Annotated in this window: 32 protein-coding genes; 1 reads left to right on the forward strand and 31 read right to left on the reverse strand. The window is 36.9% G+C overall.

Annotated elements, in window-relative coordinates:
• Nucleotides 1–144: 144 nt before the first annotated feature.
• Entirely contained in the window at nt 145–729 is a 585-nt protein-coding gene (locus MHH73_RS17365) for a DUF4352 domain-containing protein (RefSeq protein WP_341068344.1), read from the forward strand.
• A 46-nt stretch (nt 730–775) separates the two neighbouring features.
• Here the strand turns inward: MHH73_RS17365 and MHH73_RS17370 are convergent, their stop codons facing one another.
• The 31 genes from MHH73_RS17370 to MHH73_RS17520 form a co-directional block, all read right to left on the reverse strand.
• The gene (locus MHH73_RS17370) at nt 776–1,624 is read right to left on the reverse strand and encodes an N-acetylmuramoyl-L-alanine amidase (RefSeq protein ID WP_341068346.1); all 849 of its coding nucleotides are present in this window, start codon (nt 1,622–1,624) and stop codon (nt 776–778) included.
• Nucleotides 1,625–1,684: 60 nt separating this feature from the next.
• Nucleotides 1,685–1,924, reverse strand: coding sequence for a PTS mannose transporter subunit IID (locus tag MHH73_RS17375; protein ID WP_341068348.1), 240 nt, complete (start codon nt 1,922–1,924; stop codon nt 1,685–1,687).
• Complete coding sequence (locus MHH73_RS17380; RefSeq protein WP_341068351.1) at nt 1,917–2,189, reverse strand: hypothetical protein; 273 nt, start codon at nt 2,187–2,189, stop codon at nt 1,917–1,919. Before MHH73_RS17380 ends, MHH73_RS17375 begins: the two co-directional genes overlap by 8 nt.
• A 42-nt stretch (nt 2,190–2,231) precedes the next feature.
• The gene (locus MHH73_RS17385; protein ID WP_340976038.1) at nt 2,232–2,360 is read right to left on the reverse strand and encodes a hypothetical protein; all 129 of its coding nucleotides are present in this window, start codon (nt 2,358–2,360) and stop codon (nt 2,232–2,234) included.
• Nucleotides 2,361–2,657, reverse strand: a complete 297-nt coding sequence (locus tag MHH73_RS17390; RefSeq protein ID WP_340976039.1) for a hypothetical protein — start codon at nt 2,655–2,657, stop codon at nt 2,361–2,363. It abuts the gene before it with no gap.
• 10 nt (nt 2,658–2,667) lie between these two features.
• Nucleotides 2,668–6,171: a Gp37-like protein gene (locus MHH73_RS17395; protein WP_341068352.1), complete on the reverse strand. Its 3,504-nt coding sequence runs from the start codon at nt 6,169–6,171 to the stop codon at nt 2,668–2,670.
• Nucleotides 6,172–6,183: 12 nt separating this feature from the next.
• Nucleotides 6,184–7,137 carry a hypothetical protein gene (locus MHH73_RS17400; RefSeq protein ID WP_341068354.1) on the reverse strand — a complete coding sequence of 318 codons (954 nt, stop codon included), beginning with the start codon at nt 7,135–7,137 and terminating at the stop codon, nt 6,184–6,186.
• Nucleotides 7,138–7,184: 47 nt separating this feature from the next.
• On the reverse strand, nt 7,185–8,036 hold the full coding sequence (locus tag MHH73_RS17405; protein ID WP_341068357.1) for a phage distal tail protein: 852 nt from the start codon (nt 8,034–8,036) through the stop codon (nt 7,185–7,187).
• Between the two features lies 1 nt (nt 8,037).
• Entirely contained in the window at nt 8,038–10,653 is a 2,616-nt protein-coding gene (locus MHH73_RS17410; RefSeq protein WP_341068360.1) for a phage tail protein, read from the reverse strand.
• Between the two features lie 223 nt (nt 10,654–10,876).
• A complete protein-coding gene (locus tag MHH73_RS17415) occupies nt 10,877–11,272 on the reverse strand; it encodes a hypothetical protein (protein WP_341057008.1) in 396 nt (131 codons plus the stop codon).
• A gap of 72 nt (nt 11,273–11,344) precedes the next feature.
• A complete protein-coding gene (locus MHH73_RS17420) occupies nt 11,345–11,971 on the reverse strand; it encodes a phage tail protein (RefSeq protein ID WP_341068362.1) in 627 nt (208 codons plus the stop codon).
• A 12-nt stretch (nt 11,972–11,983) separates the two neighbouring features.
• Nucleotides 11,984–12,349 (reverse strand): HK97-gp10 family putative phage morphogenesis protein, encoded by a 366-nt coding sequence (locus tag MHH73_RS17425; RefSeq protein ID WP_341068365.1) that lies wholly within the window; start codon nt 12,347–12,349, stop codon nt 11,984–11,986.
• On the reverse strand, nt 12,339–12,674 hold the full coding sequence (locus MHH73_RS17430) for a hypothetical protein (RefSeq protein WP_341068367.1): 336 nt from the start codon (nt 12,672–12,674) through the stop codon (nt 12,339–12,341). Before MHH73_RS17430 ends, MHH73_RS17425 begins: the two co-directional genes overlap by 11 nt.
• Nucleotides 12,664–12,996: a hypothetical protein gene (locus MHH73_RS17435; RefSeq protein WP_340976050.1), complete on the reverse strand. Its 333-nt coding sequence runs from the start codon at nt 12,994–12,996 to the stop codon at nt 12,664–12,666. Before MHH73_RS17435 ends, MHH73_RS17430 begins: the two co-directional genes overlap by 11 nt.
• The gene (locus MHH73_RS17440; protein ID WP_340976052.1) at nt 12,974–13,237 is read right to left on the reverse strand and encodes a head-tail connector protein; all 264 of its coding nucleotides are present in this window, start codon (nt 13,235–13,237) and stop codon (nt 12,974–12,976) included. Before MHH73_RS17440 ends, MHH73_RS17435 begins: the two co-directional genes overlap by 23 nt.
• A 6-nt stretch (nt 13,238–13,243) precedes the next feature.
• Nucleotides 13,244–13,513 (reverse strand): collagen-like protein, encoded by a 270-nt coding sequence (locus tag MHH73_RS17445; protein WP_341068370.1) that lies wholly within the window; start codon nt 13,511–13,513, stop codon nt 13,244–13,246.
• A 77-nt stretch (nt 13,514–13,590) separates the two neighbouring features.
• Complete coding sequence (locus MHH73_RS17450) at nt 13,591–14,970, reverse strand: phage major capsid protein (RefSeq protein WP_341068372.1); 1,380 nt, start codon at nt 14,968–14,970, stop codon at nt 13,591–13,593.
• Complete coding sequence (locus MHH73_RS17455; RefSeq protein WP_341068374.1) at nt 14,960–15,538, reverse strand: HK97 family phage prohead protease; 579 nt, start codon at nt 15,536–15,538, stop codon at nt 14,960–14,962. The genes MHH73_RS17450 and MHH73_RS17455 overlap by 11 nt, the downstream gene beginning before the upstream one ends.
• A complete protein-coding gene (locus MHH73_RS17460) occupies nt 15,507–16,712 on the reverse strand; it encodes a phage portal protein (RefSeq protein WP_341068377.1) in 1,206 nt (401 codons plus the stop codon). Before MHH73_RS17460 ends, MHH73_RS17455 begins: the two co-directional genes overlap by 32 nt.
• 53 nt (nt 16,713–16,765) lie before the next feature.
• Nucleotides 16,766–17,257 carry a hypothetical protein gene (locus MHH73_RS17465; RefSeq protein ID WP_341068380.1) on the reverse strand — a complete coding sequence of 164 codons (492 nt, stop codon included), beginning with the start codon at nt 17,255–17,257 and terminating at the stop codon, nt 16,766–16,768.
• Between the two features lie 69 nt (nt 17,258–17,326).
• Nucleotides 17,327–19,048, reverse strand: coding sequence for a terminase large subunit (locus MHH73_RS17470; RefSeq protein WP_341068382.1), 1,722 nt, complete (start codon nt 19,046–19,048; stop codon nt 17,327–17,329).
• Nucleotides 19,049–19,069: 21 nt separating this feature from the next.
• Nucleotides 19,070–19,507, reverse strand: coding sequence for a P27 family phage terminase small subunit (locus MHH73_RS17475; protein WP_289434117.1), 438 nt, complete (start codon nt 19,505–19,507; stop codon nt 19,070–19,072).
• 106 nt (nt 19,508–19,613) lie between these two features.
• Nucleotides 19,614–20,000, reverse strand: coding sequence for an HNH endonuclease (locus tag MHH73_RS17480; protein ID WP_289434118.1), 387 nt, complete (start codon nt 19,998–20,000; stop codon nt 19,614–19,616).
• Nucleotides 19,987–20,280 carry a hypothetical protein gene (locus tag MHH73_RS17485; RefSeq protein WP_289434119.1) on the reverse strand — a complete coding sequence of 98 codons (294 nt, stop codon included), beginning with the start codon at nt 20,278–20,280 and terminating at the stop codon, nt 19,987–19,989. Before MHH73_RS17485 ends, MHH73_RS17480 begins: the two co-directional genes overlap by 14 nt.
• A 545-nt stretch (nt 20,281–20,825) precedes the next feature.
• Nucleotides 20,826–21,206: an ArpU family phage packaging/lysis transcriptional regulator gene (locus tag MHH73_RS17490; protein ID WP_289434120.1), complete on the reverse strand. Its 381-nt coding sequence runs from the start codon at nt 21,204–21,206 to the stop codon at nt 20,826–20,828.
• 97 nt (nt 21,207–21,303) lie between these two features.
• On the reverse strand, nt 21,304–21,747 hold the full coding sequence (locus MHH73_RS17495; protein WP_289434121.1) for a hypothetical protein: 444 nt from the start codon (nt 21,745–21,747) through the stop codon (nt 21,304–21,306).
• 169 nt (nt 21,748–21,916) lie between these two features.
• Nucleotides 21,917–22,483 carry a hypothetical protein gene (locus MHH73_RS17500; protein ID WP_289434122.1) on the reverse strand — a complete coding sequence of 189 codons (567 nt, stop codon included), beginning with the start codon at nt 22,481–22,483 and terminating at the stop codon, nt 21,917–21,919.
• Complete coding sequence (locus tag MHH73_RS17505) at nt 22,483–22,641, reverse strand: hypothetical protein (protein WP_289434123.1); 159 nt, start codon at nt 22,639–22,641, stop codon at nt 22,483–22,485. The genes MHH73_RS17500 and MHH73_RS17505 overlap by 1 nt, the downstream gene beginning before the upstream one ends.
• A 53-nt stretch (nt 22,642–22,694) precedes the next feature.
• On the reverse strand, nt 22,695–23,474 hold the full coding sequence (locus MHH73_RS17510; RefSeq protein ID WP_289434124.1) for a DNA-methyltransferase: 780 nt from the start codon (nt 23,472–23,474) through the stop codon (nt 22,695–22,697).
• A gap of 102 nt (nt 23,475–23,576) precedes the next feature.
• The gene (locus MHH73_RS17515) at nt 23,577–24,866 is read right to left on the reverse strand and encodes a replicative DNA helicase (protein ID WP_289434125.1); all 1,290 of its coding nucleotides are present in this window, start codon (nt 24,864–24,866) and stop codon (nt 23,577–23,579) included.
• Nucleotides 24,844–25,623, reverse strand: coding sequence for a replication protein (locus MHH73_RS17520; RefSeq protein WP_289434126.1), 780 nt, complete (start codon nt 25,621–25,623; stop codon nt 24,844–24,846). Before MHH73_RS17520 ends, MHH73_RS17515 begins: the two co-directional genes overlap by 23 nt.

Below are 25,623 nucleotides of genomic sequence, written 5' to 3' on the forward strand. Positions count from 1 at the left end.
ATGGAAATTAGTAGAAATATTAGAGATTGATGAAAGTTAAAAAAATATAAAAATAGTAAAACAATGCAAAAAAAGAAAACAAATGAAAAAAAATGTGATATAATTCCTTGTGTAATTAGTATCACACTTTAGGGGGAAAATGGTTTGAAAAAGTTTTTTAAATTGGGCTGTTTAGGGTTTATTGGGTTAATCGTACTAATTATAGTTATTGCTGCAATTGGTGGAGGCGATGACGAACCAGCTTCAACAAGTACAGATTCCGGCACATCAGAAAACTCGAAATCTGATGACAAACTGAAAGAAGAAAAGAAAGAAGAACCAAAGCTTGCTGCAATTGGTGAGACTTTAAAAGTAGGCGATGTTGAATTTACTGTAAACGAGAAGACAACAAGTGATAATGTCGGTGGTGAATTCGGACAAAACGCTCAAGCTACATACTTAATTCTAGATGTAACCGTTACAAATAAAGGGAATGAAGCAATTACGGTTGATAGTAACTTCTTTAAATTAATGTCAGGTGATAAAACGTTTGAATCAGATGCAACTGCAGGTGTCTTTGCAAATGAACAGGCAGACTTCTTCCTTTCACAAGTAAACCCTGATTTATCATTAACAGGAAAAGTTGTTTTCGATTTAACCGAAGAGGTAATTAATTCAGAAGATTTACACCTGAATGTGCAAACTGGAATTTTTGGTACTGAACAGGGACAAATTAATATTGCTGATTAATAGCTAAGACAAAAAAGCCCTTCTCAAATGAGAGGGGCTTTTATTATTACTTAACTCTTAATTTTTGACCAACATAAATCGTGTAATTTTTATCTAGATCGTTCCAGCTTTTAATTTGCTTAATCGTGCTACCGTATTTTTTAGCTAGTTCAGATACAGTTTCACCTTTTTTCACAGAGTGATAGGTAGCACCAGAAGTAATATTTAACTTGCTTCCTATTTGTAATGCATCCACATTAATACCAGGGTTAAGATTTTTAAGATTATTAACAGTTGTGCCGTATTTTTGGGATAATGACCAAAGAGTATCACCTTTAACTACCGTATGGCGATAACCTTTGCTCGGTTTTGACGTTTCCTTTTTTCTAAGGTTAAATGCTTTAACAAGTCCATTAACATGACCTCTTGCAATATCATCTATAAAAGAATCTTGTTTAAGTTTAGCAGCATCCCCACTATTATCAATAAACCCATTTTCGGTTAAAATTGCAGGCATATGGGATTCTCTAAGAACATGTAGGTTCTTTTGTTTTTGCCCACGGTCATTGAAACCTGTAGCTTTTATCACTTCGTTATGAATAGCATCTTGAATGGCCAATGTGGGTTGTCCTACTCCTGGATAAACAAAATCCTCATAACCTACACCGCCACCAGCATTAATATGTGGTGATACATATACATCGGCACCCCACGCATTTGCATCATCAGTTCGATAAGTTAATGAGCGAGTTTGGTCACCTGTACGGCTCATCTTGATTTGTACGTCTTCATACTCTTCAAGATACTCTTTGATTTTCAACGCAATTTTTAATGTTAATATTTTTTCATACAGGCTATTCCCTACCGCACCTGGATCAGTACCACCATGACCTGGATCAATATAAATTTTAACCATTTAAAATAACACTCCTTTTATTTGTATTGGATTAAAAAAAGACTGTCCGATTGGACAGCCTTATAATTTATCTTCTTTCTCTAGCCAAGCCTTTTGATTTATTGCTTTCCTTGTAAAGCCGTAATGATTTTTATAAATTGTATAAAGATTTACACCAAGGAAAATACCAGCTGATAAAACTACACCAAAGGCATTAATACTCGCATCAGTTAACCACTGAAACTCAATGTTCAATGTACCTAAAAACAGCATAATCGCTGAGAAGAAGCCCACTATTTGCTTAACAACATCATTAATCATGTATATCACCTCCTTTCAATCGAACTTCAAGACCATGCACACGCTTATCTAATCTGTTAATTCTCATGTGGATGGCTTTACGATCATCATCGCTCTCTTTCATTTGCTCGCGAAACTCATCTATAGATTTTTGTAAATTGGCTATTGCATCACTTAATGGCTTGATAATAATTGTCTTAAAAATAAAAGAGATACCCCCAAAGAGAGTACCTACGACAGCTAAAGTTGCCGCCCATTCTTGTATGGTCAATCCGATAAAAGTCAAAATTTCTCCCCCTTATACAAAATAAAAAAGCCTTACTCGTCTTTATTTAATCAAATCTTCTCTTCCTTCTGCTACTAGCAATACTCTTACATCTTCTTTCCAAAGCAAGGGCACTCTTTCATATGTCCAGTTCCCTTGAATAATTTGAGTAGTAAATAAGATAGCCAACATTTACTCACCTCCCTTCATTGAAGTTATAGCCATTTGTGAAATAAGCTCGGCTAACTCTAAAATAGCAACTGCATTTATCTCTTCCTGGTTAGGCACATTACTTTCTTTTTCTGCTTCAGCAATTAATTGATTTTGATATTCTGTATCTTTTATAAACTCATCATTTTCATATTTAAAAATATAAGGGTTACTTAAAACCTCATGATCTTCTGGCACTTCTGCTTCATACATGTTACCTGGACTAGTAGACGACCAACCGTCTAAACGGCCATCTATGAGATTAAAATAAATTTTCATAGTATCACTCCTAAAACTCATAAACTCTCGTTAAAGCTACCATATTACTAGAACCAGTATCATTTTGAGCATGACCACTAATACTTACATCATTAAAATATAGGTATTTAAAAACTGATCCAGTATTGGAATAATCATTTAATGGAACAGAAACAGAATGCGACTTCCCTTCATTCATCTCTGCTGCTTCTTTTGGTATAAATGTATAAGATACCTGTCTTTGATTCACACCAGAACCGACAGTATAGCTTTGCCATTGTAATATCCAACCATTCCTACATTTACTCAAGGGTAATTCTGGTACAATTGTTTGTGACGCCGCATCCGTTGGATATCTCGTACCAGACCAAAGTATTTTACTTGATCGCATAGGTCTGTAATTACCTTGAGTAATCTCCCATATACTATCTTCTGGCTGATAGACTGATGCTATATCTCCCTCTACCATTTGAACCCCATCACATTGAATCCATTTATCATCACCCCCACTGATAATCACTTCTAATGAATCACCAGATTCGAAGGATGAAGGGACAGTGAATGTAGTAGAATGACGAGAAACGGAGTAATCATTACTCACAGGGTCAAAAGTTGAATTGACTATTGTAGAAACTCGGTTTCCTGCTGCATTAACATGCCAAATTTCTATTCTAGGAATTCCCCCACCAACAACTTGCCATTGACGTTTAAAAAATGCACTGACTGTATATATAGACCCCGCACCAACTCCATCATAAACATACTGTCTAACATAGTTAGCATTACGAACGATAATTGCTTTTTCTCCAAACATCGCCAACGCTTCTTTGGAATCTGGCGCAAGTTGAATGGCCACTTTTGGCGAGCCCCTTCTTTCCCATGGCGTATCTTCTAAATAAAATTGGTTTGGTAATATTTCTAACCAATTATATTTTACACTGTCGGAATTCAGCGAATCAGGGTCAGGCCTTATTAATTCAAACGAATGATCTTTAATGAGGTTTCGTTTTGGCGTGGCACTATATTCCATTCCACTTACATCATCCTCTAACTTAAAGTCTCCGCCTTTTACAGATACATCACCGAAAGTTCCTGAAGCACCGACAAGATGACCAGCAAACCTAACATTTCCATCTGCATCAACGACAAACTGCCCTTGACCAACATTTAAACCATTTAGAGATTCAATGTAACTTGCAACTAACCACTTATCACCGAAAGTGGTATCTTTATCAACCCTATTTGGTCCTTGTGGTCCTTCTATTTTGCTCCATTCATAATCTGATGGATTAGTTGATTCATTGGCGGTGGTCTTGTTATAAGCAATACCCAAATATTGTTTCCCAACAGGTGAATCACTCATACCACTGCCAGTTGCACTATTAGCATATTTTATCCATGTATATCTTGGCGTTCCATCTGTACCTTTTGGTCCCTGTGGCCCCTGCTCACCTTCAATTTTTGACCAAGAATAATCACCAGGGCTATTTGATTCAGTAGGCGTTGTTTTGTTGTAAGCTAAACCAATGTATGTCTTACCACTTGGATTATCAGACATCCCATCACCGTTAGCACTCGTGGCGTATTTTATCCAAGTATAGAGAGATTGACCATCTTCTCCTTTTGGCCCCTCCACTCCTTGCGGTCCTCTGTCTCCTCTATCTCCTTTATCACCTTTGATTAATGCCCAGGTATAATCAGATGGATTGTTTGACTCTGTAGGAACGGTCTTGTTATAAGCAAAACCTATATACTTTTTCCCCTCTGGCAAATTGCTAAATCCATTACCGTTTTCATCATCGGCATATCTAATCCATGTGTACCGTGGTGATCCATCTTCACCAGGCGGACCTGGAATACCTTCTGGACCACTCGGACCTTGTGGACCTTCTACTTTTGACCAACTATAGTCTTTGGGGTTAGGTGATTCGTTAGGAGATTGCTTATTATAAGCAATTCCCATATAAGGCTTACCATCTGGACTATCTGACATGCCGTTTCCTTGTGCATCATCAGCATATTTAAGCCATGTGTATAATGGCTCTCCTTTTTCCCCAGGTGGTCCTGGAATACCCTGTGGACCACTTGGACCAGCTACCCACTCAGAACCATTCCACACCTTCCAAATGATATTATTCGGATCAGATGTATCAATCCAAATTACTTCTGTATCAGATGGTGCTGTCTTACTTTCCACACGTTTCTTCTCAGCATATTCATTTGTATAACTAATAGCGATTTCTAAGTTTTCCATCGCCTGTTCAATACGTTTTTTCTCTTCCTCAGAAAGCCTTTCATCACTATATTGAATAGCCTGTTTCATTTGCTCCACGGCAACCTTAACTGGAAACTCTTGCTTTTCTACGCCTTCAATATCATCAAATTTATTCTTGATTTTTGTAATCAGGGTAGGCTGTGCTTCCCCAAAAGTAGCTTCTAATAAAAAACCACTTGCTTCATATATCTCGGTAAACTCAGTAATAGGCGCATCCATTGTAATGTTCCATTTCTTATTAAACACTTCTACTACATCACCAAGACGGAAATCAACTTCATATTCAAAAGGACTTCTTAATGCAAAGCGCCCAGAATGGTCATTGATGGTGGGTGTTAATATCTGCGCTTCAAGATAGAAGTTTGTAAGAAACTCCCTCATCTTCTCTTCCCCACGCTGAATCAATAACTCTTCCATTTCTTCTTCGGTGAGTTCTTCCTCTTCTTCTGGATTCCCTACGTCCCTTGCATCAATAAATGTTTCTTTTCTTTGCAAGCCTACGCCTTGGCCAACTTTTATTACTGTTCTTTCTGCTCCTTCACCTTGACCGCCAACATACCCTACATTTTTTAGATTAAGGTCACTATCAACAAACAATTGATTTTTAATGGTTTGAAAATCAGGGCTAAAAAAAACAGGCGGCAAGCCACCTGGATTATCTTTTGTTAAATTTCTCGGTTCAACCACATCAAAGATCCACTTCTTTAATGTCATGTCTGCATAAATGACAAATCCTAAATTAGCCTGTTTACTTATACTTACGATCTCATCAGCGACATTCTTATATCTCGATTCCCAACTAATTTCAATTCCTCTATTTAAATTAGGGGCAATTTCTATATGATCAATGCGCCTAGTAGAATCAGTTGGATTGACAAAATGATTATAAACATAATGTTTCATGACCGTTTCTGCGTTTCCCTTTTTACGGTCATATCCTGTATCTGAAGGTGGCACAGTTATTCTTTGATCTAATACACCATCTAACGTTACACCTGTTATTTTCCAATTCTCAGATGCCTTACCACTCTCATCTAAGGCAATTTCACGGTGACGAATAAGCATTGCCTTATCCCCACGTTTGTTAGGGATAATCACATTCCCTTTTTGGAAGTATTCTGCTCCCTCGATATACTGACTCACATGTAATTCAAACTCACCAATCTCATAGAATTTTGGTACTATCCTTAGACTGATATATTTGTCAGTTTCATGTAATAGATTCATAAATGAATTATAAATTCTAATAGGTTGTTTCATAAAATCACCTGACTATGCCATTTTTGCAATGCGAATTCTAATAAAGCTTGTTGTAGGTAAATTGGATGCACGAAATGCAAGAGCCTGAATCGTTACTTCATCCCCTGCATTTAATTCATCAAAACCAGATTGAATGACAAAATTATCATTTACATCACTAAGTACATTTGCAGCAAGTGGGAAGGACTCCTGTCCATTTACAAATAAATAAACCTGTATATCTGATCCAGTTAAACCATCCTCTTGTGCCCAAGCAAATTCGACCCAAAATTGATAAATCCCATTCGCTTTTGCTTTAAATGTGGTAGAGTTCTTTATTTCACTTTGCTTATCTCTTTCAATTGTTCCAAATGGAATCACTTGTCGAGTTGAAGTTAATTGTATAGGATTCCGATTTATAGCTTTCATAAATGATTGATTAGGCATGGACACCATACCCACTTCATTAATTTGTAGTCCTCGGTAAATATTGTGCAAAGGTATATATCCGCAAACTGCATCATTCGTTCTTTCATCTGTAATTTGATTCTGATCAATGAATGACTTCCCAGCAGTAATCCTTACCCGTGCCACACTCATTTCAAAAATATATCCATCTCGTATGATAGCTGGTGCAACTGGGTTACTTGCAGGAACACCTTTCTTTACATATGCATATATTCTTCTTTCCGCAGGGTTTCCATCAAAACAAATAACTATCCTATCAATACGATCTTGCGTTGTGTGAGCCACGTCATGAACCAAATCCAACGCAGCAGTATTTTCATACATGTAACCATTCGCAAACATATAACCTGCGCCTAAAGTGACTGTCATGTTCTGTTTTGCTTCTACAGTCAAATCAGGAAGATTAGCTGTATTTGATACACCATTGCCAATAATTTGAGCGTGAAATCTTGCGAAATCTGCCGCCTGGTAAACCCTTTGATCTTCCTGTGTACTATCGAAAAAATAAGAGCGTTCCATATCTTCACCCCTTGTAAAATAGAAAAAAGCACTGTTTTAAAGTGCTTTTAAACGCCTAAATAATAGCTATGCCATGCAATTGCCACAATTCCATTAGCTGTACCAGCATCAGCTATATATTTTATTTCATTTTGACCAGGTTCTAGTTTCCAAAAATCGCTATAGTGATCTAGGTAACCTATTGCCTTTTCTATTGTTGCTCCATTCCTGTATATCTCAACTCTTTTATTTTGATCATCTGTATTAATGTGTAAAACTTCATTATCTGATAAAGAGCGATTCACACGAATATATTGACCAGTTGTGACATTTATAATTTGAGGGTTTGTAATTGGTCCCTGAATATCTATCGTTACAGGTGACTCAACATCACCTTCATTTACAATGATTGTTGAATCACCACTTAAACCTAATTCAAAAGGAAATGTCATTGGTAACTTAAATAACCCTTCATATGCTCTCAATGCCCTTGAAACTTCCTTCGGATCACGCCAATAAGGATTAGGACATTTCCAATTAATCATGAACGTTTGAAAAAGATTTTCCCCTCTTTCGGGGAAAGTAGGCGCACCATCTAATACACCGTATATTTCTTTTGTATCCCCATCAAGGTTTAATGTTAATTTCCCTAATCCTAATTTAGGGTTACAAACACGCAAAATTTGCTTTCTTAATCGTTTCATTCGCAATAAGTCACCCTCAATAATTGTTCCTTCTAATGAGGGGAATCTTGGCTGTAGAATGGTATCTATATAAGTATCTCCATCTTGATACGGTGCTCGCTGACTTTGTATTTCAGCAGATACTTCTCCAATACCTGTTAAAGAATCAATAAAATATGGTTCCGTATCAAATAAAATACTTTCACCTCTACTATTCGTGTAAGTTAATCTTCTCATCTCACCACTCCATTGCCAATTGGCGTGCAGCTTGTTTCATTTTCCTAGCATTTTCTGAAGGTGAAGATGGTTCTGGACTCACTATGGTTATATGTTGAGTCACTCCATTTCCCTTCATTGTGGCAGCTATCCCTCGACCAATTTCCCCTAAGGTTTTCTCATTCAATGGCAACACTGCTTCTGGTCCAGCTTCACCAGCCCCTTGTAAAACGCCATTATTCATACCAAAGATGGTTGGGCGTGTAAAAATACCACCTTTAGCATTCCATTTAATACCGATGCCAGTTGGATAAGTAATTTTCTTATCAAATATTACCTTACTTGATGTTTCCAATGAGAATTCAGGCATTTTTGGCATTTCTGGCTTAGGAATTTTAAGTTTAAGATTTTCAAAGAATCCTTTTATTGTCTCAATAATTTCAGAGACTTTGTCTTTCGCACTCTCGATAGGAGAAATAATTTTTTCCTTTACAGCATCAAATTTTTCTTTGGCATCAGAAACAATATCATCAAAACGAGTTTTGAATTTCCCAGCCATTTCTTTTATGACATCTACTGCTTTACCACCAAAACTTTTAATGACTTTAAAGATTTTACCAAGGAAGCCAAGTTGGAGAATTCCCCATAATAATTCAACTGCCCCCGAAAACATTCGCTCAATCCCACTCCACATTTTGTCAAAATCGCCTGTTAACAAACCAGCAAATGTTTCTACAAGGCCCAAAATAAAATTTAAAGCCCCATCAATGATATTCTGAATAGCATCCCAAACACCTTTTATTAACTCCTTAACGAATGGCATGACAAATTCTATAACTGCTTTAATACCATTAAAAGCATTTTCTACCGCCTGAAGTATTTGATCGCCATTTTCTTGCCAAAACTGCTTGAGGGTTTCTAATTTTTCTTGTAAATACGCAACGACTACCTCCATCACTTGTGTAATCGTTTCTTTTATTGTCGCAAACACTTCATTAACTGTATCTCTGAACGTTTCTGATTTCTGATAAGCAGCAATAAAAGCAGCAACTAATAATCCAATTCCCCCCACTACTAAAGCAACTGGCGCAACAATAGCACCGATTGAAGCTCCCGCCCCTACGAATAGTGGAATTATAGCCCCAATAATAGGAGATAGAACAGCAAAAATTCCCATCAATGCTCCTAATGCGGCTGCGGCAATTCCTATACCTTGTACTAACTTGGGATTTTCATTTGCCCATTCAATAATTTTAGTAGTGAATTCAGTTACTTCGGTAATTAAAGGTGTCAAGGTTACAGATAGATCACTTAATGCGTCTTGCATTTCCTTTTGTTTCTCTGCATTCTCTGTGATTTCTGGATTCATTTCTTTATATTTCTGATACATCCCGTTTAATCCCTGATCGGTGAAAATTTCACTTATATAATTAGCACGCTCTGTTTCACTACCCATTCCAGCTAACTTTTCATTAAATTTCTCAACATTGATTCCCTCTTTTTCAAGAAGATCAGTCAATTGTCCTGTGACTTCGCCAAGTTGCGCAGTAGTATTGATAGACTCAGCTAACCCCTCAGACGTAAATGTCTCGCCATACTTAACAATCGCCCCTGAAATACCTTCAGCAATATCCTCAAGTTCATCCTTCGTTTTATATCCAGCTTGTACAAGGTTACCCATTGCTTCGGTTGTCTGCCCAACATCTTGACCGACTGAAGCAAATGCATCACGAGCACTGTCAAAATCACTCATTGCCAAATTTGCATTTATTGCTTGCATTTCCAACATTGCAAGTTGTTGATTTGTTTCCTCCATTGATGAAACAAAACCACCAATGGCAGCCGCACCCGCTGCGCCTGCAACTCCAGCCAATCCGCTTTTTAATCCATCCAATGATCTACCCGTTTCTTCACTGGTATCTTGAACCCTTTCTAGTGACTGCCTGAATCTTGCCATGGAAGTTCTAGCTTCATTTAAACGTGTTTCCATCTGCATGACTTCGACTGAATTATCTCCATATGCTCGTTTAGCTTCTTCTAATTGCTGTTCAAGATTACGAACTGCCTTTCCTGCAAGCTCCATTTGTTGTGCAACTTGTCTTTGCTTTAGTGCGTTTTTATCTGCTTCACTGGCATTTTCGCCCAATTCCGCTGTTTGGAGGTTAAAGGAAGAGGTTAATTTTTTTTGTTCTGCATCTAATTGCTGCGCTTCCCCTCTGAGTCTATCTAAAGCACCCTCTGCTTCACGTGTAGCTTGTGCCTGTTCAGTAAGATCACTATTCACTCTCTCCATAGCATTTTTCAATGAAAGTTCTGCTCTTTCAGCATCTAACAATTTGCCATACATTTTATTAAGTTGTTCGGAAGTTGTATTTGTATCATTAGCCATTGCTTCATACTCAGCTCTTAACATGCTTGTACGTTTTTTGGCTGCATCCATTTGAATCTCTAACTTTTGTTTTTCAGCTCTTAATTTGTCAGTTGCAGAAGCATCTTTCCCCATTGCAGCAATATGATTTCTATATTCTTTTGCCGCATTATTCATCACCATATTGATTTGTTTAAGTGTTTGGGCATATTGTACTTGCCCATTCATCTTAAAATTAAGAACTACGTCACGCTCTCTATTATTCGCCATGTTCTCACCTCACTTTATAAGAACGGTGTTTGATCTAACGTGTGGATCACTTTTTCTTTTTTGAGCGCATCAGGGTTGGTGTATCGTAAATGCATAATAAATTGTTTGAGGAAATGATTAGGTGTAATATTCCAGAAGTCATCCATACTCAAGCCCAACACCGTATTACCAACATAAAAATAAAAATCCCAATCCAGTTCGGATTGAGACTCATCATTTTTAGTCAGTATGTTTTGGACTTTTTTTCGGATTTGATTTTCTCCGCATCAGCCTTTTGGAAATTTTGGTTATTAAACAAATCAAAAGCGACACCAAAAATGCCAGGTAAATCTGCAATAGGAATAGACCCCTCTAATTCATGCGGTGTGCAATCTGTGCCAGCACTCCTTACCATGCCATATATAAGAGCAATCATTAAGCGTACTTCATTCTTCCCAAGCTTAAATTCCCTTTTCAACATATTGTGTACATCTTTCTCAAAAATGTGATACGGCTTTCCATAAGCTTCTTCGACAAACGGGAAAGATTTAAATGTGAATTTAACAGGTATATCGACACCTTGAATTCTAATGACATCTTTATTGATATTTACGTTTACTAAATCATTTAATCTAGCCAATTAAAATCACGCTCCATTTACTGAACTTTCATAGATTCTCCTAATATAGCTTCCCCAATTCCTTGGGGTTGGTTAGGGAGTAGCAGGGAACAGTTCTTCTAATTGCGATTCATCACATACGACTTGTTTAAGAAAATCATTTGAAGTAATTCCAGCTGCTTCTAATGCCCCTGTATCTAATTCTGCTTTTGTCACATTATTAAAGAGCAATGGATCCGCAGTAATTGTATAGGCACTATCATTTATTGTCATTTCTTCGTTTTGAGTCACCCAAGATTCTTCACTAGGTGTAATAGAACAACGAGGATACCACCTAACAACCTTAGTACCATCATTTAATGGGAAAACAGTTCCTACCGCAAATTTAGGATATTCGATTACATCAGCACGCTCAAAAGAAATGCCCTTTGTCCTTTTTCGCCCAAAAAGCTTGTCTTTCACTTCTCTATTTAATCCAGCCAAATTAAAAGCTAACCCATAGTTTGTGTTCTTAGTAAAATTGATAATCTTTTTATTCGATGCCCACTTAGTTACATTTGTTGCAGTAGTTGAAATGGTTAAATCCGTTATATTAGATTGTTGATAAATGGTTGGTTCATATGTTGGTAATGAATCTTCTGGTTCTGGACCATCCATAAAACAAATAAATAAATCTTCAATTCCGACTGGATACTGAATTTGCTTTCTTTCAATTGTCAATTTAGTTCACTCCTAATCTATTAATTGTCCCATCATAATATCTTTGATTTTCTCAATCTCTTGATCTACTGTATTACGGACAAAGTGCTGTCCTTTTACTCGACCTTTACCATTCGATTTTCGGTGCCCATGCTCGACCATATACCAATAAAACTTATCGCTCTCAAACTGGACAGACACATGATCGTCTTTGATGACCACTTTTAAGCTATCTCTCAAGTGCTTAGTGTTTCTATCAGATTTTTTTATTTTACCTTCAAGCTTACGAACAAAATATTTTGCCGCTTTATCAAGATTCCGTTGGCTAACATTGCTATCCACACGAGCCAAGGTATTTATATCTTCTAAAGCTTGGGCGAAACCATTGTTATTGTTCATTGGCACACCTCACATTTGTAATAAATTGTGTGATGGTAGAATCATTCTCATCATAGGGATAACCTTCAAACTGATCATAAGAAACCCCATATTTATTGAATACCTCTTTTAACGGCTTACAAGCCGTCTCTGTGCCGTTTGTGATAATGGCTATCTGATACAAGGGCAGATCGATTAAAACACGATTTGAGGCACGTATGTGCGTCTCATTGACAAATTCGTAAACTATATACGGATAAGTCGCATTGTTAGGCTCACTATCACGATAGACTGGCAAACCTGACTCTTTCATAATGCTTCGTAATTGTTGAAAATTAATCTGCATAAGATAAACTCAACTCCATAATGCGCTCTTCTTCACGCACATAAAGGCGCTCTATGTCATAAATGCGCTCATTAATTTTGACTCGAAAATCATCCTGGTTGTTTTCTACAGCACGATCAAGACGGGTCTCTATTTTTTTCATAATCTCCTGTGAATCTTTAAAAGTAAATTTATCCGCTGCGGTAATACCAAGATTGTTATACTTTAATTCCCTTACTTTGACATATCCCGTCACTGGTCTATCTGTTTCAGGGTCAATGTATTCCTCTAAACGCATAAGTTCAGCAGTCCACTTTAAATTATTCGTCTGTCTCTTCGGCATCATAAACCTCCTGGACAAAGAAAGGAGTCATGGCATCTAATGCTTCAGATAACTCTTTTTCTGCCACACGGTATTCATACATAATCCCAGCAACCATTATGATTAAATACTCTGTTTGTTTTCCAGTAGCCCTTTTCACATATCGTTTTGCATTATCAATGTAAAAAGAGAGCATGGAATCATCCATCCCCTCTTCCCAATGAATATGCGACTTTAATTTAACGACAAGCTCATCATTCATATTTTATTATCCTCCTTGAGTAGGCCAAGGAATTGTTAAAGTATTATCATCCGATAGTGTAAATACGATATTCGTTCCATCAGATGTTGCACTTACAATACTTACACCATTTGCTCCTGTAGCTCCAGTATCACCTTTTGGTCCTGCTGGACCGATAGCTCCAGTATCACCTTTTGGTCCTGGTGTGCCTGCCAAATCAATTAAATCATGAAAATCTTGTTGCGTTGGCACTGCACCAGTAACAAAAACTTGTTTTAATTCATCTTTTGTCGGCAATTATTTCACTCTCCTATCTTTTTTAACCAACTATGAAACTTTCACCTATGTTTCCTTCCCCTATTGGTAGGGGAGAATCAGGGAGTTTCTGGATTCGCTTGTCCAACTTCGTAACGATATACCGCAGGCTCGAATGGAGAATATACAAGTTGTCCATCTAGTAAGTTATAAATTTGGAAACCTACTTTGTTAGTACCAGAATACTTTTCAACTAATTTTTGAAGCTCCATTGCACCAATAACGTCTTGGATATGAAATGCCTTGAAATCACCAAAATAGAATACTGGTTTAGTTGAATCAGTACCATCAGCTGCATCTGTAAAATCAAGTTTATGACCAAGTAATTTGTAACCTACACCATCTGTTGCATCTTGGTGCAATAGGGGTCGACCTGTTGTGTCAGTCATATCCTCTAAAATTGTTAAAGCTGCACGGTTGACAATCCACATTGATTTTTTAAGAACTTCTGTTACTGGTTGTCCTTTTAATTTTACAAGTTGAGAGTATAGCAATTGAGAATATCCAGCAGCATTTACATCTACAGGTGTAGACTCATAATATTTCACTGCTTTTTTCGCAAGTGCACCAGGGTTTTCATTCCCTGCATCATCACCATTAAACATATAATTTGTTTCTTTACGCACATACGCTTTCTTTAATTCCTCGATTACAATATCTTCAACATTAACACCTGACATTTTAATTAATTTTTTCGTCACTGTGGCTAATGCATCAAATTCAGCTGGATCAAGTAGAATTTCATCAAACTCGATTGCAGTTTCAGCAATTTCATCATTCGCCCCACGCTCTTTTTTACGTACATTTGCATCAGCCTTTTTAACAAGAACAGGATACTTTACATCTCCACCAGTTCTATGACGTGATCCATATTTACGTAATAGGTTTTCTTCTTGTGCATAAGTAATCACTTCTGATGCAATAACTTCTGGAATTGTTACGGATCCATTGCCAGCTTCAATTCCTAAAGAGCGTGCTTCAGCTTCAGTAATGTTACCAACTACAAAATTGGCAAATGCTGAACGAACTTCCTTTTCACGTTGTTTAGTAGATTTTGCATTACGTGTCGATAATGCTGATTGAATTGCATTCATAGCAGCTGAACGTTGCTCGGCAGAAATAGAGGTACGTTCCTCACCTTGACCTTGTCCCTCGCCACCTTCATCAACTTCATCATCTTCCCCTTGATTATCGTCACGGTTTTCACCATCACCCGAATCAGAGCCTTCGCCCTCGCCCTCTTCACCTTCTCCACCGTCACCTAACTCGGCTAATGAGTCGGCAATGTCCTGAGCAGCAGTCGCTAACTCTTGAACCTCTGCTTGTACACTTTCTAAATCCTCAGCACGAACCTCATTTTTCTCTAACTTAGTTCGCAGCTCCGTTAAACGCTGCTTATTTCTTTTTTGCATTTCAAGTAATAGTTTTCTAGTTTTCATTCTCCAAAACTCCCTTAATTTGATTTAATAGTTTTATTCTTTTTTCAACAAATTCATCAATCTCTTTACTTCTAACGAGTGCAGCTTCAGTATTTTCATATGCTGGTATGCTCACTATACTAATTTCAAATAGCTCAGCTTCATTAACTGTCCTAAGTGCTGGTTCTATAGAGTAATCCCAACTTTCTTCAGTGGCATAAAATCCAAAAGAACATTGATTAATGTCACCTCTCTCCATGCTCTCAGCTAAATCTCTTGCATAGGAGGTATTAGGTAAATCAATTTCAAACTTTAAGCCACGTTCATCTTCTGACAAAATCAATGTACCGCTTTTAGTACGACCAATTAACTTGTCCCAATTATGGTTAATTAACGCCCTTATATCTCCATTTTCAGAAAGTGTCCTTGAGAATGCCCCTGGGCTAATCATTTCGTCAAAGTACTCACCAATAGATGTCTTAGAATTAAATACGGCAGCATAGCCACTTACTCTTAGCGATTGGTTTTCACCGTCACGCTTCTGAACGTTGGTGATGTCAAATGTCCTCTCTTCCTTTTTCTTTGTCATTTCCATCACCTCCCTTCAAGCTGTCATCAGTTGCTTTCTTCTCACCAATTTTAGACAGGTCATTTGAAATGTAGATAGCTTGTGCTTCAGGTGTGTTTTGCTTAGGGAAGCCCAGCATATCTGCAACATTATCTGGTGACGTGATACCAGTTCGGACAATGTTATAACCAATATTTGTTTTAGTTGAGTAAGTAACAAAGTCTAAAATATTTATCTTAAATTTTATTTTCTTATTAGAATTTGAGCCAAAAAAAAGAAGAGTCAAATGCTCTTCAAAGATTTTCATTATCGGCTTTGCTGCTTTGTTATGGAGGTACATCATTGCCTTCTCTAAGTCTGTTTTTATTAGAGACGTGTATGTGTCCACATTTATGCCCAAATACTTTCCTAAATCCTTTTTATAGACATTTAGGTATGCCAATGTTTTTTGGTCGTCTATGGGGCTTTCTAGCGTGTCTATCTCGTACCCTTTCCCTAATGGAATCATTTTCACTGATCTAGATTCTTCTATTTGTTCTAATTGGTCCAGGATAGCTTTTATTAATTTTGATTGTGCACCATTCTGCGGGTTAATATGAGCGTCTAGTTTTAAAAGGAATGCTAAGAGTCCACCTTTTTTATATTTGTCTGTAAGGACCTTTTCTGCGCTCATAACACCTTCCAATGTATCCTTGCCTAACTGCATCAAGCCAACACCATGCAAATGGTTAGTGCCGATATTTTTAATATGACGAATCATAAAACCTGGTATCTGCACGCCATTAATGGAAAATTGCTCGATTAACCTATCATCTAGTTCAGTATGAACACTGGACGCCAGGTGTAACTTGTCACCGTCAAGCACGGGGAAAACTTCTCCTTGTAATAAATAAGTATTAGTCATGAGTTTAATAAACTCTGAACCAGTTAAATAATTGTTAGGGTTTTTCAAAACATTAAGAGCAGAATCATTTTTAATCTCATTGCCATTGTCATCCTCAACAACTATCTCAGCCAACATTAATTGATTACTTATGTCTTGCAGCAACTCATATACATCAGACGATTCAAGAATATTATCATCGTTGACGTATCTACCACCATAACGAATGGTATTTGAGAAAATATCCTCTACCCATCCACGCTTCTCAACTTGCTTATAAATAAAATTAGATGCCCAATCTCGTAATCCCAATTGATCACCACCTCCCTAAATACAAAATAAAAAGCCCTCTAAAAAGAGGACAATTATTTATATGAATGTGTTATATTCTGTTTCCTATATTCTTCAGTATGCACCTTTATCAAACGAATAATTTTAAAATAATCATCTGCTAGAAGCTTATGATCCTCCCATGATATTTCCTCATTAAATGCACACTCTTGGTACCTATTATCAATCTTCAATATTAATTCAGCTATATCCCTATTAATTAGATGAAAGTTTTCATAAATTATGGGTCGAATTTCATTTTGATAAGTCTTTATATCAAATTCAACTTGAGAACCCCCAATATACTCAACTAACAACTTTTCACCATCAATATTCATTACATGATTATAAGCTCGCATTCTATCAATAGCATCTCTTCTCTTTTCCTTCATCTCTTCTCTTAAAATTTCTTTATCTAATAAATCCATTTGTCCTTTTCTTGTGAAATATCCACCAATAAAAGCACCACCAAGTCCCGTTACAACAGGTAAAATAATATTTAAAATCGATAATATAAACTCTTTCATGCCAATCTCCAATCATTAATATTTATATATAATCTTGCTGTAGACTGGAAAATTAAGCAAGTGTAAATTTCACCTATAAATCTCACTAATTAAGTCATCCATGCCTTCTTCACTTATGCTGTCCATCACCATCATTGTTTCTTTATGGGCAACTAAAAAAGCCACAAATCCATCAATCTTCTTTTTGGACTGTCGCTTACTAGGTGCCTTCATACCATTTACATTTGTAACAACCACCACATTCAAAGCACAATAAACAAACAATGGGTTATCAGTTATTATTCTATTTTCATAAATCAATAATTCAGCATCATCTACCATAGCATTCATGACATTTGGATACTGATTAACGCTTATGCATTCTATACCTAAGTTTTCAACCTTCTCAATTAATTTTTGAGACATAGCAGGGTCATAATTAATTTGCTGCACATCAAATAAATTAAAACACTCTGTTATATAATCGAAAACTTGATCCTGGTCAATCATCTTACCATCGCAAAATTGAACAAACCCTTTTTCTACTAAGTCAGTATAAGGAACATTGTCCTCTTTTTCTTTATGCTCGATATCCTCATTTGGGATAAAATACATTTGCTTAACTTTTAAAATGGACTTCCCACACTCATCAAAACTAGGAAAATTTAAACTAACGCATGTTAAATCATTTGTTTTAGATAAGTCTAAACCGATATAACAAGTTTCCCCTGTTAAATCTCCGAGATCATCCACAAGCACATGTTCAACTTGTCCTTGCTCAAAAAAGTTAGAAGCACCGTTAACAAATACATTAAGATGCTTTGACAAAAATTCCGCTTTTTTATGAGCCGATCTAGAAGCTGTGATAAATTCTGTTTCCAAGGCGCTCATTGTCACAGATACACCAATGTTTGGATTCACCATTGCCCATACTTTTCTATCTGTCCAATCGTAACCCTTGTTTGGTTCGTATATCATGACAAAGTTTGAATCATTATCATCGTTTTTGAGTACTTCTTTTGCTTCACGGTACACCCTCATACCAACCGAACTGCTACCTTTACCAGCTGTAGAGATATTAAACATGATTGGCTCATCACGAGAGATTTGAGCAGACTTGAAGTTATCATATTGTTCCATGTTTTCTTGTGCATGAAGCTCATCATTAAGGACAAAATGCGGGTTGGAACCCTCAATTGATTTAATGTTTTTACTCATAACAATGAATTGGTTTTGATAAGCCAAATCATCATGAATATATTCATAAGTTACTGATGAAATTGTACCTTTTGCCCCTTTATAAATACGACTGGCATTCATTAATGCATCATGATTTAAAATTGTAGCAGCAAACGGCTTGGCAGCATATTGCGCTTGTTGAAAATCACTAGCACAACAATAACAATCAGCACTCAAAACACCCTCGCCATACATGGCATAACCCAAAGAACCAACAGCAACCAACGTTTTACCGTTTTTCTTTGGAACTTGCACATAACATTCACGGATAACACGAACAGTTTTGCCCTTTTCATTTTTATGAAGCCATCCATAAATATTTGAGTATAGAAATTTCTCCCAATCTTCAAGAATAAAAGGTTGTCCTGCTAAATTCCCTTTTGTGTGTCGGACAAAAGTTTCAACCCAATCCATCATTTCATTGGCACAGTCCACATCGAACCAAATATCCTTACGATTTTTCCACTTAAAGTACCGCTCAACCATCTGCTTAATGGTATCAGGGTACTTTTTGGGAGAGCGTCTTACCTTTTTTGCATAAATATCTGCGTAATTAACCCCACGTTCTATCACATATACCGCCACCTCCAAAATCTATGCCTTACTTCTCCACTTTTTCCTATGAGCTGACAATTCATCTACTTTTGGTGCTTCAGGTTTCTGCATTTCCTCATTACGTACTGAAGAACCGCCAGTAATTTGTTTACCCGCTTTCGCTCGGTTTGTAAGTCCCAATAAATCAAGTGCCTTGGTCTTTTTATCTGCCCACGTTTCTACTTGTTGTGCTAAGGGATGTTTAGAGTTATTAGTCGCACCAGCTTTATTCGTATGTCGTTGTGTTGCTGGATATCCTTTTGCTTTCCATTGGAGAAACATAGTCATGTAAATTTCGTAAATATCCAGATATGATTCAATTAAAGGGTCAAGCGTTAATGTGTAAATTTCAGCGTCACGCATTATTTTTAAAATACGTTGTTTTTCAGCATCCGTTTTTTGAGTGACCTCTTGTTGTATCTGCTTTTTAGTTGCCAAAATTTACACCCCCCTTTATTTTTTAAGAATTTCACCTAACGATACGTTTGCCTCCCCTTCTACCTATCTCCCCGATAGGAGAATATTTTTATTTCGATAGGGGGGCTTACCCAAAGTAACTCGGGAAAACACTTTCTCGTTTTTCTTTGTCTTTGTTCTCTTCCTCTGTATGACACTTAGGACAAAGTAATTGTAAATTATTATCTTCAAGTTTAAGTGTTGGATCGTCTTTAATTGGTATGACATGATGCACATGAGCACGCCTACCAAAGACGAACTTGCCACATCTTTGACAACAACCCTTTTCTCTTTGATATACCTCGGAACGTTTTAGTTTCCACAGTTTAGAATTGTAAAAGGATTTATTCTCATGATGATAGATTTCCTTTTTCTTCTGCTTCTTCCTTACAGATTGCTTAGACCTCTTATGCTCATCACAGTAAGCCCCACGGCTTATCTTATTGCTACAGCAGTTAAAGTCACAGTACTTCATTAAGCACCTTTAATATGTCCTCTTTCTTCTTTGCATCAGGTGGTATTTCGATATTGTTATCAGCAGCATATTTCTTTAACTGAGGTACGTTCATAGAGTCCAAGGAATGCACAGCAGTTAAATCCTTTTCTTTCGCCAGGTCAACGCCTACGATCATACTTTTAGGATTCTCTGTAACTTCAAAGCTTGGTTTAACTCCTACTGGAACAAATACAATCTTCTTCTCCTTAGCGTCCCAATACTCATTACCTTGTGCGGTCTTTCTAATAAATACGTGCATATTAGTCATCTCCTTTAAAATAGAAAAAACAACCTTTGAAGGATGTCTTTTGAATACTATTTAATTCATTTGCAACATATTTTCTTTATATTTTTCTTTAAACTTTTCTTTAGGAATTTTGTATATATGAAGGAAAAATTTCGAATGTATACCAACTGTGGTACATTAATGTATACCACCTGTAGTACATTAATGTATACCAACTGTGGTACATTCCGAATGTATACCAATTGTAGTACACCAGAAAAACTTATGGTGTTTTAATAACAACATTAGAATAACTTATCACCCCATTACGCTAATTGCTTGATAAGATAATTAGAGTGCTTTTACCTCCTTGCCCCTCCCTCAACCTATGCAGACGAGCTGCTAAGGTACATACCATCAGTTGATAGGGTACAATCGTTGATAAGGGATCAGATGCGTCTCCCATCGGTTACCCGATAAGAAAATCTTACCTCCAATGGAAAAATAAAAAGTCCCCTATTTTATCCCTAAAAAACTCCTGATTTTGTCGTGATTTTGTCGGCAAAATAAAACAGCACTCAGATGATCCCAAGTGCTGTTGCTATGAGACGGATTGCTTCTCTCTTGTGTACATAATATTGATCTTTGGTTAAACCCATATCCATATAGATTGATGTATCTTTAACCCTGGTATTAGAAAGGTACTTTCTGGTGATTATCTCCCTTTCAACTTCATCAAGTGCATTTTCTAAAGCACGATCTATCTGCCTTACAATAACAGCTTTCTTGTTTTGCTCTTTATTAAGAATAGGGAAAATATCTTGCATACCTTCTATGATCTGCTCGTTTTTATTTTGGACTGATACTTTAAATGCCTTATATTCTTTTAATTGTCTTGCTACTACTTTCCTTACTTCCTTTTCGTTGATTTCAGGAAAGAAAGACAATTGATTGCTCATCCGTTCTCCCCCTATGGTATAATTTTGTTTGAGTATATTTTGACCATAGTCGGGAAAAGTCCTGGCTTATTTTTTTGTATAGCCAGGACCAATAACTTTAATCTAGTTCATCCTCGTTCGGTTCCTTCACATCGTCCATATTCATTTGATTCGGTGCAACTGATGCTGTGCCATCCTTTTCAATCTTGTACTCTACACCTTCGTGCTCATCTTCATAAAATTCATCCATGCTCATTTGTGATTCGATAATGGATAAAGTCACATCTGAACCAGCACACTTATAAAAGTTGAATGATTGTTCTGCAGATGTATCCCCTTTTACGATAAATTCAAGTGTGGTCTTTTTGCTATCTTTTGTGGTCTTGCTAAACTCACAAGTTAGCTTTTGTTCAACACCTTCAATGCCCAGCTCAACTACTTCACGGGTTAACTGATTAAGCTCTTGCTTCTTTTCTCCCTCGCCCTTCACATGGAATTGAACAAGTTCCTTTTTGCTATCCTTTGTTTGCTTATTAAAATGTGCTTGTATAGTTACTTGCATAATAATCACCTCATAGATTATTTTTTATTACCCCAAACCATTAAAACGCCAAGTCCGTAATGATACTCTTTAATATCGCTAGCTTGTACCCATCCACGCTCTATATGTGCATCAATATTCTGCTGCAGCTTATATTCTGTAAGAGCATATACAACCTTTTTTTAATTGCCTATGCATTTGCTTTGCTCTTCCCTGGATTTAATATTGTTTGAATGACTTCACCTTGATATTTTGTACCATTAAATTGATTTGCTTCTTGAGTAAGAAACAAGGATAAAGCTATCTCCGATAAGATATAGGCATCAACCACGTTATCGCTCTTATGAGTAAATCCAAAATGTGCTTCTACTGCATTCATAACTGCTCGCTTTTTTTGTGCTCCAGTTAATCGCTTTTTACTACCTTTTTCTCCAATCCATCCAGTTACATTTACATATTTCTTAACAGCATTTGGAGCAACCTCATAATATGGTATTTTTCTTTTAAACAGCTCATTGCGTATTCCGTGGTGTATGCCACCAGCAAACATTGCTCTTTGAGTGTTGAACGGAAAGCCCTCTATACATACAAAGTCTCCTGGTTGTATATGGAGCATAATTTCGTGAATTAATGTAACCATCCTTCTTGGATCTACATCACCTATTCCCACAAGCTCCTTGGCACGTAAAATTTCACCATGTTCATTTTTAGCAACAAATCCTGTTATGGTACTTGGGTCTATCCCAATAAATCTCATTAAAACCAACCCTTTTCATTATTTATCAGTGATATATCTTGCTGCTCTTTCTTTCTCCTTTGCAGTTCACTTGCAGCTGCATAACGGTCTTTCATTCGATTTTTTTCACCTTTTGCTATCTCATAGAGTTGTTGATTAGTAGCTTTAGAGAAATCCAATCTGACCAACTCCTACACTTTGCTTAAAGACTTAGGGGAAAATCCCCCTAAGATCAAATTATTTCAGTTCTTATTTCAACAGGTGGGAGAAGTAACTTTTCTCTGTTATCATTAATTCTCTTCATACCTAATTGGCAATAATCGTGTTCCAGTTCAAACCCAATCCAGTTTCTATTACAATTGTCTGCAGCAACAGCAGAAGTAAATCCACCCATACAGTTATCAAGTACCGTTTCACCTTCATTTGTGTACGTTTTAATGATGTATTCAAATAATGCAACTGGCTTCTGCGTTGGATGAAAGGTTTTGCTATCCCTTGGGAAATCTACTACACTCTTAGGAAAGTTTTTATACTTAACATAGTGCGATTTTTCTAACGTATAATTTCTGTCGCCTAAAACTTTCATTCCTGGATTTTTCCTTTTTACTAACCTAGGTTCAATCTTTAATAGTCCTTGTGGATTGTACGTTGGTAATTTTTTATAAAAAACACATACATTTTCATGATTTTTTAAAGGCATCCGATTAGCATTAGGAAAGCCAGTTGTATGATTTCCTTTTTTCCAAATCCACTCATACCTGAACCAATTGATATTTGAATCTATAAGCTTTGTTGTAAAAGGCTGACTTGCTGTAAGTACAATCGCGCCATTATCTTTGATAACTCTCTTATACTGTTCCCATAACTTCTCAAACGAGATAACACTATCCCATTTGCAATGAGTTGTTCCATAAGGTAAATCACACAGAATTAAATCAATTGAGCCTTCAGGAATAGACCTCATCCCTTCTATACAATCCATATTGTAAATCGTGTTTACTTTTGTTGACATTTACATTCCCCTCTCAGTGGTTTATACTAAAACAGGAACAAACGTTCCTTAATCGAAGTAAAAGGGGTCTGCAAAAGTCAGGCTCCTTTTTTGCATAAATCTTTATCTCTCTTTAGGTAACTCGTGAAAATGCTGCTTCCATCCTTGAAATAATAATCTAAACTCGTTTAGCCCTATATCTCTACCTTTTGCAATCGTTTGTTGTATAACCTTCCCACCCATTGCGGTATCATCTGGATCGTGCCATAAAAATTCAACTACATCTGCGTCCTGTTCAATTGATCCTGACTCTTTCAAATGGGATAGCTGCGGCTTCAAAGCTTTTTCAAATTCCCTAGACATTTGAGATAGCATATAAAAGCAGCAATCCATTTCACGAGCAAGCTGTTTCGCCTGCCCAGTTACATTTCCTATAGCCTGTGAGCGCGATTCTCCTTTTTTCTGCGGTATATTCATAATTTGGAGATAATCAACGGCTATTGCTGCTATCTTTCCGTATTTCCGTTTAAATTGCTTTGCGGTCGCTTTTACCTGTTCAATTGTCACACCAGGACTGTCTTGGATAAAAAACGGTAGGTATTCAAACCCTTCATAAGCTAATTGCAAACGGCCTTTCTCTTTTTCATCTAAATTTTTCCCTTTAATTCGACCGTAACTAATGCCAGTGATGCAGGACATCAATCTATCCTTTAATTCGTTCGCTCCCATTTCTTGTGAGAAAATCAGCACTACTCCTTTATGCTCCTTCGCCACACCATACAGCCTTTGTAACATTTTTGCTGTTTTACCTACTGAGGGGCGACCAGCTGATACAAAAAGCCACCCTCTCCATAATCCTTTTGCCCAATTATCAAATTGATCAAATCCAGTTTTAATGTACTCTGCTGGTGTGTCCAAATGCTGAAAATAGCTAGCTTTTGTTTCGGTAAAGCTTTGCATTTTAGACATTGACTGTGGTCTCATTTCCTGGACCAATCTCTCAATAGTAGAGAAATACTCTTCATCGGAATCATAATCATCACGAGAGAGTCCAGCTATTATTTCTCCCATATTCCTCGTTCTTCGTTCAATTGCTTTCGAACGTACAATATGAGCATAATAGGATGCATTTTCAGCAGTAGGGCAAGAACTAGCAACCTCTGTGAGGTATGAGACGCCTCCAATAAGTTCCACTCCACCAAACCTTTGACAAGCGTCCGTCACGGTAATGATATCTACTGGACTACCTTTTTCTTCTAGATATCTCATAACCTTAAAAATTTGTTGATGACGTACGCTTGAAAAATCTCTTTCTTCAAGGAAAGTTAACTCATCTAAAACAGATTGTTCCAGGAATATTGCACCTAATACAGATTGCTCTGCAGAAAGGTCACTTGCTCCAATCAAATGCATCAGGATCATTCCCCTCTGCTACCCAATTACTAAACTCAATCTCTTTATCTCTCGAATCCTTTATAACGGTGCGGAGTGGCTTAACTGGCTTCTTAGTAGCATTCATTTTTATGGCCAACTCTCCAAATTTCTCACGTAACTTTCTAGAAGAAAGGACATTAACTTTCCAGAAGGAATCCTTGGTTACCCAATCCATCACATCTTTTGCTAATCGTTTGTCAACCTTATCTATCTCAATTAATTTGCGAAAATCGTCTGCCCATGTTTGCAAATTTGCTCTTGCAACTAAATGCTCAACTTGCGCCTCTTTTGCAACCTCTTTTACTAAGGAATGAAAGTAAACAGCCATCTTATAATAGGTGTTATCTTCCTCATACTTTTCCTTTTTCTTCGTTGATGGCTTAGCTGTTTTGTTTGAAGGAGACTTCTCTTGTTCAACTTCTTTTTCAAGCCATTCATCATAATTTTTGTTAAAGCTCAATAACCTTCCCCTCCGTTTATCAAATCCAATTGACTTAATAATCTTTCTGTCGATTAGGGATGTTAGTTCTCGATCTACATGCGCTCTTTTACTCTTGATGCCATCAGCAATAAAAGACAAGGAGAAATAATAATCCTTCCTGCTGAATCCATAGGTATAGCGCCAAATGACCATAACAATCCTTAATTGAGTACCATTAAGATTAGTCATTGATATTTGTTCCAATATCTCGTTGGCAATCCTGGTATGGCCTCTTTTTAGTTGTGGGCTTGCCAT

This window comes from Cytobacillus sp. FSL K6-0265, assembly GCF_038003465.1.
GTDB classification, from domain to species: Bacteria; Bacillota; Bacilli; order Bacillales; family Cytobacillaceae; genus Cytobacillus; species Cytobacillus stercorigallinarum.

Excerpts from the sequence above, each read along its gene's own strand:
- MHH73_RS17370 (WP_341068346.1), bottom strand. The coding sequence starts at position 1,624 with ATGGTTAAAATTTATATTGATCCAGGTCATGGTGGTACTGATCCAGGT.
- MHH73_RS17465 (WP_341068380.1), bottom strand. The coding sequence starts at position 17,257 with ATGAAAGAGTTTATATTATCGATTTTAAATATTATTTTACCTGTTGTA.
- MHH73_RS17495 (WP_289434121.1), bottom strand. The coding sequence starts at position 21,747 with ATGCAAGTAACTATACAAGCACATTTTAATAAGCAAACAAAGGATAGC.
- MHH73_RS17405 (WP_341068357.1), bottom strand. The coding sequence starts at position 8,036 with ATGAGAAGATTAACTTACACGAATAGTAGAGGTGAAAGTATTTTATTT.
- MHH73_RS17500 (WP_289434122.1), bottom strand. The coding sequence starts at position 22,483 with ATGAGATTTATTGGGATAGACCCAAGTACCATAACAGGATTTGTTGCT.
- MHH73_RS17425 (WP_341068365.1), bottom strand. The coding sequence starts at position 12,349 with ATGAACAATAACAATGGTTTCGCCCAAGCTTTAGAAGATATAAATACC.
- MHH73_RS17430 (WP_341068367.1), bottom strand. The coding sequence starts at position 12,674 with ATGCAGATTAATTTTCAACAATTACGAAGCATTATGAAAGAGTCAGGT.
- MHH73_RS17515 (WP_289434125.1), bottom strand. The coding sequence starts at position 24,866 with ATGCATTTGATTGGAGCAAGTGACCTTTCTGCAGAGCAATCTGTATTA.
- MHH73_RS17390 (WP_340976039.1), bottom strand. The coding sequence starts at position 2,657 with ATGAAAATTTATTTTAATCTCATAGATGGCCGTTTAGACGGTTGGTCG.
- MHH73_RS17510 (WP_289434124.1), bottom strand. The coding sequence starts at position 23,474 with ATGTCAACAAAAGTAAACACGATTTACAATATGGATTGTATAGAAGGG.
- MHH73_RS17440 (WP_340976052.1), bottom strand. The coding sequence starts at position 13,237 with ATGAATGATGAGCTTGTCGTTAAATTAAAGTCGCATATTCATTGGGAA.
- MHH73_RS17485 (WP_289434119.1), bottom strand. The coding sequence starts at position 20,280 with ATGCACGTATTTATTAGAAAGACCGCACAAGGTAATGAGTATTGGGAC.
- MHH73_RS17375 (WP_341068348.1), bottom strand. The coding sequence starts at position 1,924 with ATGATTAATGATGTTGTTAAGCAAATAGTGGGCTTCTTCTCAGCGATT.
- MHH73_RS17410 (WP_341068360.1), bottom strand. The coding sequence starts at position 10,653 with ATGGCGAATAATAGAGAGCGTGACGTAGTTCTTAATTTTAAGATGAAT.
- MHH73_RS17490 (WP_289434120.1), bottom strand. The coding sequence starts at position 21,206 with ATGAGCAATCAATTGTCTTTCTTTCCTGAAATCAACGAAAAGGAAGTA.
- MHH73_RS17455 (WP_341068374.1), bottom strand. The coding sequence starts at position 15,538 with ATGACAAAGAAAAAGGAAGAGAGGACATTTGACATCACCAACGTTCAG.
- MHH73_RS17520 (WP_289434126.1), bottom strand. The coding sequence starts at position 25,623 with ATGGCAAGCCCACAACTAAAAAGAGGCCATACCAGGATTGCCAACGAG.
- MHH73_RS17450 (WP_341068372.1), bottom strand. The coding sequence starts at position 14,970 with ATGAAAACTAGAAAACTATTACTTGAAATGCAAAAAAGAAATAAGCAG.
- MHH73_RS17480 (WP_289434118.1), bottom strand. The coding sequence starts at position 20,000 with ATGAAGTACTGTGACTTTAACTGCTGTAGCAATAAGATAAGCCGTGGG.
- MHH73_RS17395 (WP_341068352.1), bottom strand. The coding sequence starts at position 6,171 with ATGAAACAACCTATTAGAATTTATAATTCATTTATGAATCTATTACAT.
- MHH73_RS17435 (WP_340976050.1), bottom strand. The coding sequence starts at position 12,996 with ATGCCGAAGAGACAGACGAATAATTTAAAGTGGACTGCTGAACTTATG.
- MHH73_RS17400 (WP_341068354.1), bottom strand. The coding sequence starts at position 7,137 with ATGGAACGCTCTTATTTTTTCGATAGTACACAGGAAGATCAAAGGGTT.
- MHH73_RS17385 (WP_340976038.1), bottom strand. The coding sequence starts at position 2,360 with ATGTTGGCTATCTTATTTACTACTCAAATTATTCAAGGGAACTGGACA.